This is a genomic window from candidate division TA06 bacterium (assembly GCA_016208585.1).
GTDB lineage: Bacteria > Edwardsbacteria > AC1 > AC1 > EtOH8 > UBA5202.
The window spans coordinates 1-8,307 of sequence record JACQXR010000029.1 but is presented as its reverse complement, the minus strand read 5'-3'; the positions used below and the strand labels follow the sequence as shown (position 1 = coordinate 8,307).

Below are 8,307 nucleotides of genomic sequence, written 5' to 3'. Positions count from 1 at the left end.
TTGCCGTCCCGTTTAAAACTCTTCATCATCTCTTGGGGTTTTCCCTATTTGTGGATTAAGGACATTCGCGGCTTTTTCTTGGTTGAATGACCGCCGTCTTACAGTAAGTATACACCCAAACGGCGGCAAATACAAGGGCAAAAGAGCGGCTTGACTTTTAGGACATAATATAATAAAATGTATATCTACAGCGGCGCTATCGTCTAGTGGCCTAGGACGGGTGGTTCTCAGCCATCAAACCGGGGTTCGATTCCCCGTAGCGCTACCATGTTTGTTAAGAGAACCCCCGGTGATTTTGCCCGGGATTTTTTGTTGTCCGGCAACACAGGGAATCAGAAGAATTGTTTTTGTAGTATTTAAAAACAGCCCTAACCCAGCAATAAATACTTCTTGACTTGAATCTTAGATAGATGTATGATATTTTAAATGAAACATATAAATAGGAGGGAGATTCATGAGAAAGGTGCTTTTTTAGTAACAATAGTAGTTTTATTTTCTTGCGTTGTGATGGCACAACAGAACAGTTCATTCCAGAACAATTTGAAAGATGAAAAGCCCAAAACAGCAATAGAAGAAGTTTTATTGAAAAAAGGACAAATTATTCAACGAGATTTCTTTTTGCTTGGCGAAATAAGAGGCATGAAATTTGAAACGCTTTTAATATATGAACTTCAATAATCAAATACCCATATCAAAGGGCATTATGATTACGGTGGATCAATTCATAAATCGTTCCCACTGAAAAACTAGCCATCGAAAACCAGACGCTAATATGAGCCATTAATACACCATTCCCTAAATTCATTTTTTCTTTTCTTTCATATTTTTATCCCATCGCCCTCATTGGTTGGCTGGTTTTCTTCAAATTGTGGGCTACAGCGCCCCAGCCGGTCCAGTTCATTAAACCTTTTCCCGACCCAAGTAGTCTAATTTGGAAACCTCTTAAAGGTTTTTTTACCGTTATTTACTACCATATTGGTAGTAAATCGTTATAACAACAATCCTCTCAAAATAATGAAAGGGGAATGCCATGTCTAAACCATTATTCTCATTCATATGTGTCATCGCTGTTCTCGTTATCGTCGCCTGGCCGGCATATAGCCAGTGTTGCGGTTCGTCCAGTATGAGTAATATGGATTGTCAGGCCATGTCACAGCAGCATGATATGAAAGAACCAACTGCGCCAGCTCCCGGTCAATTATCTGAGGCCGGACAGAAAATAAAGATCGGTGAAGAGTGTTATTTCACCTATCGTTTCGCCAAGAAGCCCAAGATGGGCACGTCTATCCTCCGCGTGCAGGTTTATACGAAAGACGGTAAGCCCTGCACTGCCTACCGGATTACAGGGCATAGCGGGATGCCGTCAATGGGGAATGCCCATGATGTTTTAGATACCTTCAAGCTAAACAAAGATAATGTCTATCTGCTTCCGGTCGATTTCGTCATGCCTGGCGTGTGGCGCATAAACTTATCATTCCTGCGTGATACTTCCACGGTATTTACCGGCTGGTTCAACCAAAAAATCTAGATAAACGACCGTGAAGATCTCCACCCGTTCACGCTACGGCCTGCGATTGATGATCCAATTGGCCGGGAGTAATGGAAAGCGGCTCGTCCCGTTGCGGGAAATCGCCGAGACCCAGCAAATATCGGGGAAATATCTTAGTCGCTTGGTTATCCAGTTGCGGAGGAACCGATTAATAAGAGCTGGTCGCGGCACCAACGGGGGGTATACCCTGACATCGAAACATGTGCTAATCGCGTTCCTTATATTAGGAGGATTGACGGCAACCAGCTATGGTTCTTCCCGCCTGTTCTATCTCGAGGCCCAGGCCGTGGCCAGTTATGCTAATAGCGCCGGGGAAAATGAGATCTTCTGGTATTCTATGATGCCTGGGGACCCCATGCAGAAACCAAGCATCGGCTTTGACCTGTTGCAACGGTTCTCCGGCGAGGGCGGCGACTGGGGCATTTTGGCTATACAGGCCAGAGTTTCATATGATACCAGCCGCCGTTACGATCTTGAGCCCCAGCTGTACAACGCCTACTTCAAGCTCAAGACCGGCCCCGGGGATTTCTGGCTGGGCCACAACAAGCCGTCCTTCGGGTTTTCCTCGTATCTGGACAACCACGGCACTCTGCTGCAGCCGTTGTCCATGTATGGCTTCGGCTACGACCGGGACTGGGGCGCAGGTTACTACCGCGACTTCGAGTCCGGCAATCTGGCCTTGTCGGCCACCACCGGCTCCGGCATGCCTTTGTATTTAAGGGGAAACTATATGCTCTCGGGCCGGGTATCCAAGGGTGATTTGAACCAGCAGAACTACAATCTCGGGCTTTCGGCCTCATCCGGAAAGAATCTCGAGGCCATGGGTTATCATCTAATGCCTATGGATCCCACCCCTACTGCCATGATTGGAACAGATGCCATACTGTTGAGCAATCGTTGGGAAAACCGGCTGGAATTTATCTGGTCCCGGAAGACATGGAACTATCCTCAAAACCAATATGTCTCGGATTATGTTATTTTTCACCGGCTAACTGCCAACCTGCTGGACGAGAACCGGCTTAAGTTGGAGGTGCAGAACCGATGGATGCTGGGGGAATGGGGCAACGGAATGCTGACTTTGGCTGGAAGCTATCAGATTACAGCCGATTTGGCTCTCCGCAGCATGGTGGAAATTGACGACGAAAACACCCGGGTCATAGCCCAATTATACTGGTACCACAAGATATGACATCTTACAATTCCCTCTCGCATCGGGGAGGGAAAGGGAGGGGTCAAAAGGTTTTATGAAACAAATATTTCTCACAATTCTGGCGGTCCTGGCGCTGGGAACGTCTTTGTTCGCCGCGGTGGGCTGCGACCTGAACGATCCGGACAAGGACGTCAAAAGGCTGTTCCCCGGTTCCACCGGCTACAAGACCGAGTACGTCTCCATTTCCCAGAAGGGCGGCGATTCGCTGCTGGTTAAGATCGAGCAGCGGCTGGGCGACAAGTTCCAGGGCCTGTTCGAGACCGGCGATGTTCCCTACACCATGTACCGAGTTTTCAGGAAAAAGGAATTGCTGGGCTACATCCACGGGGTAAACCAGAAAGGACAGTACGGCGGGATCCAGGTCTTTCTGGTGCTGGACACGGCCGGGGTGATCAAGACCCTGTACTTTCAAAAACTGACCTCCAAGGCCGCATCCAATCTGCGCCGGCCCTCGTTCGGCAAACAATTTGCCGGACTGACCCTGCAGGATTTCTACAAATACGACGTGGTCAGTGGCAAGGAAAACGGGGCCGATAGGATCACGGCAATCAAAAATCCCTCGGCCGAAGCTGCTTCGGACTTTATGGCCGCCCTGCGGGCAGTCAAGAAGAACCTGATCCTGGTGGACGAGTTCCTGCTGGGAAACAGGTACCTGAAATACTATAGGCCAAACTGAGCGTTTGTCATTGCGAGTATGGCTATTCCGCCTGCACCAGCGACGCAATCAACCGGACTCATTCCGGATTGCTTCGCCGGCAAACAAGAGGAGCCCGTCTCGCGATGACCTCAAGGAGAACGTGAGCGACCCAGTAAAAACGGCCCGCTATCTGGCCTGGTTTACCATTATCTACAATATTGTTGAGGGAATGGTTTCTATCGTCTTAGGCACTTCCGATGAAAGCATTTCCCTGCTGGGCTTCGGGCTTGACAGCTTTATTGAGGTGTTTTCCGCCGTGATCATCCTGTGGCGGCTGCGGCGTGAATTCGGGAACGGAGCGGGAGCCGTGGAGCGCGAGCGGCTGGCCACCCGTGGCATCGGCATCCTGTTCGTGCTGCTGACCGCGGTGATTGTGATCACCTCGGTGCTCCGGCTGGTCAACCATGTCCATCCCGAGACCGCGTTGCCCGGAATCGTTGTCTCGCTGGCCTCGCTGTCATTCATGTTCTGGCTAGATGCTTCCAAGATGAGGGCGGCCAAGGCTCTTGACAGCCAGGCGCTGAAAAGCGACGCAGTCTGCTCCCTGGCCTGCATCTGGCTGTCGGTTGTTCTGCTGATCGGAAGCGGCATTTATTACCTGACCAGAATCTGGTGGGCGGACACCGCCGCCGCCATCATCATCGCACTGCTGATCCTGCGCGAGGGCAGCGAAAACCTCCGGGCCTCGTTCCAAAAGGAGTTCGACGGGTGCTGCTGCGGAAGATAAAAAAATCCCTCATCAAAGATGAGGGAACAACCAATCGAGATTATAGTGCGTTAGATATTATTAAACAAAATTTCAATTTTGGATATGTGTGCTTTACATATCTCTATGATGTCTCTGCTGATATTCATCACTTCCTCTGCATCTTTCTTCTTATATATAGCACCGGGAGAGGAATTTTTCTTAAACGGCACGGGATATCTACATCGGGTGATATGTTGGTCAATTGTTGCACACAATTTGTTAGGTGTTTTGTTACTTTTTAAATATTTGTTAAATTTTGAGAATTCGGTAGGCAATAAATCAATTAAATCTTGTATTGAATGAGTTTGTAATAATATTTCATGTTTTTGATTAAGTAAATGAAGTATTGACTTTAAACTTTTTTCACATGCTTGTTGACTGGCATATATTGCCCATTCATAATAGCGCTTAGTAAAGGCTATCTTAGCAATTTCGAAATCACGATCAGCTTGTTTTATCCAATCATCGTGATAAAATTTTGGATAATATTTATCTTTGCTCGATTTCAACAAGCCTAATCCCTTCTGGAGAAATTTTATAAAAAGGCTGCTGCCCGCTTATAACGCGCTCAACCAAGCTCTTTTTAACAAGATAATCACAAATAGCGCGGGTTCTTTGGATGTCTAACCCAGCGCTTTGACTTAAAAGTCTTAGACTCACTGGTATGTCTGCATTGCTGAACATACCAAAATATGCATCAAAAAGAACTTTGAGAATTAAATCCTCAAAATATTCTCTTTGAGAGTCAACGCGTCTTCCTAACGGTGAGTATCTTATATAAGCCATTTAATTTACCTCGCTTATATTATAATATATTTAAAACATTATGTCAATATATATAAGAGATTTTACATGATCAACATTTTCCAAGTCGCCTACAAGAACCTGTTGCGCAAGAAATCCCGCAGCGGGTTGACCATCGTGGGCATCGCCCTGGCCGCCTGGGTGCTGATAAGCCTGCTGGGCTTCAACAAAGGCTATGAGGCCTCGCTCAATTCGGACATCGACAACCTGGGCTTCCAGATGCTGGTCACCGCCAAGGGCTGTCCCTACGAGGCCGCTACATTGATGCTGAAAGGCGGCACCGGCCTGCGCTACCTGAAATCCGCCATCGCCGACTCCATCGCCAAACAGCCGGAAGTGGACAAGGTGACGTTGATGCTGATGCAGGCGGTGTTCGACCCCAACAAGGGCGAAAGCGGCGGGATCACCGCCTTTCTTGGCGTGGACCCGGCCACCTTTCCCGCCATGAAAACCGTATTGGAATTCAAGCAGGGGAAATGGTTTACCGATCCCAACGCTTACGAGGCGGTGATGGGTTACGAGGCGGCCGAGTTGGAGCAGCGCGAGGTCGGCGACAAATACCTGATCCCGGAAAAGAACGTCGAGCTCACCGTGGTCGGCATCCACAAACGTTCAGGCACCCAGGATGACGGCACTATTTTCCTGCCGATCGGCACCGCTCAGAAAATATTCGGCCGGCAGGGCGAGCTGACCGGCATCGGCATCAAGATCAAAAAGGAAGCCAACATCGCCAAGTTCGAGGAACGGATGTACACCCTGCCGGACGTGCAGGTGGTCAGCCTGGCCCAGGTGAAGCAGACCATCATGTCCCTGGTCTCCACCGCCAAGGTGATGGTTTTCTCCATCGCGGTAATCGCCATCCTGATCGCCATCGTCGGGGTGGTCAACACCATCCTGATGTCGGTTATGGAGCGCCTTCAGGAGATCGGGATACTGAAATCCATGGGGGCCATGGCCTCGGACATTTTCAAGCTGATCTGGCTGGAGACCCTGATTCTGTGCCTGTCGGGAGGATTCATCGGCACCGGCCTGGCCCTGCTGACCGCCAAGTTGACCGAGGCCCTGATCCGGGGCCTGCTGCCCTACACCCCCACCGGCGGCCTGGTGCGGATCGACGCCTCGCTGGTACTTTTGACCTTCGGGGTAGTGACCCTGATCGGTTTAGTGAGCGGCATCTATCCCTCATGGCGGGCCGGCCGGGTCCGGCCGCTGGAGGCCATCCGCAGCGAGACGGATTGAGACAACGCTCTGGTAGTGTCATTGGAGTCCTTCCCGCCACGACAAACGACGCAATCCATATTGCCGGATCACTTCGCCCGCAAATACAGATTACCCGTCTCGTGATGACGGCCAACATGAACCAGGCAAAAAACAAGGACTGATCATGACCGATAAATTTTCCATCGCAGCCCACGATCTGAAAAAGATCTACCGTCGCGGCAGCGAAGAGATCCCGGCCGTCAACGGCGTTTCCCTTTCCATCAAGCCGGGCGAGTTCATCTCCTTCGTCGGGCCCTCGGGCAGCGGCAAGACCACGCTGATCAATATCCTGGGCTGTTTGGACAATCCCAGCACCGGGCGCCTGCGGGTGGATGGACGCGATATCTTTTCCGAGGGCAAGACCCTGTCCGAGGCCGACCTGACCAGGGTCCGCCGGGACCTGTTCGGCTACGTCTTCCAGAAGTTCTATCTGATCCCCACCCTGACCGTGCTGGAGAACGTGGCGCTGCCCTTCACCTTCTACAAAAAGCCCGGGGCCGAGCAGGGGGTGGACGGGATCCTGAAGATGCTGGGCATCGACCACCGCAGGCATCACCTGCCGGGGCAGATCTCGGGCGGCGAGATGCAGCGGGTGGCCATCGCCCGGGCCCTGGTCAACAAGCCCCGGATCCTGCTGGCCGACGAGCCTACCGGCAACCTGGACACCAAGCGCAGCAGCGAGATCGGGGTGCTGCTGGGAGAACTGAACAAACGGGAAGGCCTGACCGTGATCCTGGTCACCCATAATCCCAACCTGGCCCGGATGGCCCACCGCTCGGTGGAACTGCGCGACGGGATGGTCTATGACGGGCCCGAGACTTGCGTGCCGGACGAGAGATGCGCCTGAGAACATGTTTAAAAGCATTAAAAAGCCGCAACTAATTGCTGCGGCTTTTTAACTTGACCGGCGTTATCGGTCCAACGGGCTGCGGACGCCCAAACCGCCTTGTTTGAGCACATGGGTATAAACCATGGTAGTAGTGACATGGCTGTGGCCCAGGAGTTCCTGCACAGTCCGTATGTCGTAGCCGCTTTCGAGAAGATGAGTAGCAAAGCTGTGGCGGAAGACATGGCAGTTGGCTCTTTGGGGGACGTTGGCCAGGCGGGCGGCCGCTTTCACGGCGCGTTGCAGGCTGTCGGGCACGGTATGGTGCCGTCGGAGTATTCCGTTGCGAGGATCGCGCGAAAGGCCCCGCGCCGGAAAGACCCATTGCCAGGACCATTCAATTCCGGCATTTGGATACTTGACCTCCAGTGCATATGGCAGTTCCACCCCCGCCACCCGATTGCGGCGGTCCTCATCGTACAACATCCGGACGCGGCGCAAATGCTCTTCCAACGGCTGTTTCAACGATGATGGCAACATGGTACGACGGGCCTTACCGCCCTTGCTATCACGTACGATAATCTCGTTCCTATCGAAGTGAATATCCTTTAACGCGCAGACGCAAGCATTCCATCAGCCGCAGGCCGGTTCCATACAGCAGGCGGGCCATCAGTTGCGGCGTACCGGTCATGGCATCCAGTATGCGTAACGCTTGTTCCCTGCTCAGGACTTCGGGAACGCGGACAGGACGTTTGGCGCGAACCATATTTTCTATCTCGCCGATATCGTTCTTGATCACATGCCGGTACAGGAACACCAGGGCGTTCAACGCTTGATTTTGAGTACTGGCCGACACCTTGAGATCGACCGCCAGGTGCGTCAAAAAAGTCTCCACCTCGGACGCTCCCATTTCACGGGGATGGCGCTTGCCATGAAACAGGATGAACCGGCGGACCCAGTGAACGTAAGCCTGTTCGGTGCGGTAAGACAGATGGCGCAAACGGATTTCTATGCGAACCTGGTCGAACAGCTTTGGCGGGTTGGCTATTGCGGTTTTTAGTGTCATGGGATAATTATATACCTGAATTCCGTAGCATAAATATACACTACAGTCCTTTGAGGAGCTGAGGAGATACAGCTTTAAGGATGCGTTCTTGGCGTTTTGTTAATGTGACAATACGGGATAAGGTAAAACCTTTTGACTGATCACGCA

At 51.4% G+C, this 8,307-nt stretch carries 11 protein-coding genes and 1 tRNA gene; 8 read left to right on the top strand and 4 right to left on the bottom strand.

Translation table 11 applies throughout. The annotated features are described in order from the left end of the window. Nucleotides 1-192: 192 nt before the first annotated feature. The 6 genes from HY768_02420 to HY768_02395 all read left to right on the top strand — a co-directional run bounded on the left by HY768_02420 (nt 193) and on the right by HY768_02395 (nt 4,183). Nucleotides 193-268 (top strand) — tRNA-Glu (locus tag HY768_02420). Nucleotides 269-426: 158 nt separating this feature from the next. Continuing rightward, nucleotides 427-678 carry a hypothetical protein gene (locus HY768_02415; GenBank protein MBI4726073.1) on the top strand — a complete coding sequence of 84 codons (252 nt, stop codon included), beginning with the start codon at nt 427-429 and terminating at the stop codon, nt 676-678. A gap of 352 nt (nt 679-1,030) precedes the next feature. Then, nucleotides 1,031-1,528, top strand: coding sequence for a FixH family protein (locus tag HY768_02410; GenBank protein MBI4726072.1), 498 nt, complete (start codon nt 1,031-1,033; stop codon nt 1,526-1,528). A gap of 10 nt (nt 1,529-1,538) precedes the next feature. After that, the gene (locus HY768_02405; protein ID MBI4726071.1) at nt 1,539-2,738 is read left to right on the top strand and encodes an Rrf2 family transcriptional regulator; all 1,200 of its coding nucleotides are present in this window, start codon (nt 1,539-1,541) and stop codon (nt 2,736-2,738) included. Nucleotides 2,739-2,793: 55 nt separating this feature from the next. Next, nucleotides 2,794-3,435, top strand: coding sequence for a hypothetical protein (locus tag HY768_02400; protein ID MBI4726070.1), 642 nt, complete (start codon nt 2,794-2,796; stop codon nt 3,433-3,435). Nucleotides 3,436-3,625: 190 nt separating this feature from the next. Continuing rightward, the gene (locus HY768_02395; protein ID MBI4726069.1) at nt 3,626-4,183 is read left to right on the top strand and encodes a cation transporter; all 558 of its coding nucleotides are present in this window, start codon (nt 3,626-3,628) and stop codon (nt 4,181-4,183) included. A gap of 50 nt (nt 4,184-4,233) precedes the next feature. On the opposite strand, the gene HY768_02390 is transcribed toward HY768_02395, so the two are convergent. Together HY768_02390 and HY768_02385 are read right to left on the bottom strand one after the other, a co-directional pair. After that, nucleotides 4,234-4,713, bottom strand: coding sequence for a HEPN domain-containing protein (locus HY768_02390; GenBank protein MBI4726068.1), 480 nt, complete (start codon nt 4,711-4,713; stop codon nt 4,234-4,236). Further along, the gene (locus HY768_02385; protein MBI4726067.1) at nt 4,694-4,990 is read right to left on the bottom strand and encodes a hypothetical protein; all 297 of its coding nucleotides are present in this window, start codon (nt 4,988-4,990) and stop codon (nt 4,694-4,696) included. The genes HY768_02390 and HY768_02385 overlap by 20 nt, the downstream gene beginning before the upstream one ends. Nucleotides 4,991-5,056: 66 nt before the next feature. Between HY768_02385 and HY768_02380 the strand changes: the two genes are divergently transcribed. Beyond that, complete coding sequence (locus HY768_02380) at nt 5,057-6,247, top strand: ABC transporter permease (GenBank protein MBI4726066.1); 1,191 nt, start codon at nt 5,057-5,059, stop codon at nt 6,245-6,247. Between the two features lie 145 nt (nt 6,248-6,392). Beyond that, on the top strand, nt 6,393-7,115 hold the full coding sequence (locus HY768_02375; protein MBI4726065.1) for an ABC transporter ATP-binding protein: 723 nt from the start codon (nt 6,393-6,395) through the stop codon (nt 7,113-7,115). Nucleotides 7,116-7,178: 63 nt separating this feature from the next. On the opposite strand, the gene HY768_02370 is transcribed toward HY768_02375, so the two are convergent. Continuing rightward, entirely contained in the window at nt 7,179-7,634 is a 456-nt protein-coding gene (locus tag HY768_02370; GenBank protein MBI4726064.1) for a tyrosine-type recombinase/integrase, read from the bottom strand. A 49-nt stretch (nt 7,635-7,683) separates the two neighbouring features. After that, nucleotides 7,684-8,160, bottom strand: a complete 477-nt coding sequence (locus HY768_02365; protein ID MBI4726063.1) for a phage integrase N-terminal SAM-like domain-containing protein — start codon at nt 8,158-8,160, stop codon at nt 7,684-7,686. Nucleotides 8,161-8,307 lie beyond the last annotated feature (147 nt).

Excerpts from the sequence above, each read along its gene's own strand:
- HY768_02385 (MBI4726067.1), bottom strand. The coding sequence starts at position 4,990 with ATGGCTTATATAAGATACTCACCGTTAGGAAGACGCGTTGACTCTCAA.
- HY768_02380 (MBI4726066.1), top strand. The coding sequence starts at position 5,057 with ATGATCAACATTTTCCAAGTCGCCTACAAGAACCTGTTGCGCAAGAAA.
- HY768_02400 (MBI4726070.1), top strand. The coding sequence starts at position 2,794 with ATGAAACAAATATTTCTCACAATTCTGGCGGTCCTGGCGCTGGGAACG.
- HY768_02365 (MBI4726063.1), bottom strand. The coding sequence starts at position 8,160 with ATGACACTAAAAACCGCAATAGCCAACCCGCCAAAGCTGTTCGACCAG.
- HY768_02370 (MBI4726064.1), bottom strand. The coding sequence starts at position 7,634 with ATGTTGCCATCATCGTTGAAACAGCCGTTGGAAGAGCATTTGCGCCGC.
- HY768_02395 (MBI4726069.1), top strand. The coding sequence starts at position 3,626 with ATGGTTTCTATCGTCTTAGGCACTTCCGATGAAAGCATTTCCCTGCTG.
- HY768_02410 (MBI4726072.1), top strand. The coding sequence starts at position 1,031 with ATGTCTAAACCATTATTCTCATTCATATGTGTCATCGCTGTTCTCGTT.
- HY768_02375 (MBI4726065.1), top strand. The coding sequence starts at position 6,393 with ATGACCGATAAATTTTCCATCGCAGCCCACGATCTGAAAAAGATCTAC.
- HY768_02415 (MBI4726073.1), top strand. The coding sequence starts at position 427 with ATGAAACATATAAATAGGAGGGAGATTCATGAGAAAGGTGCTTTTTTA.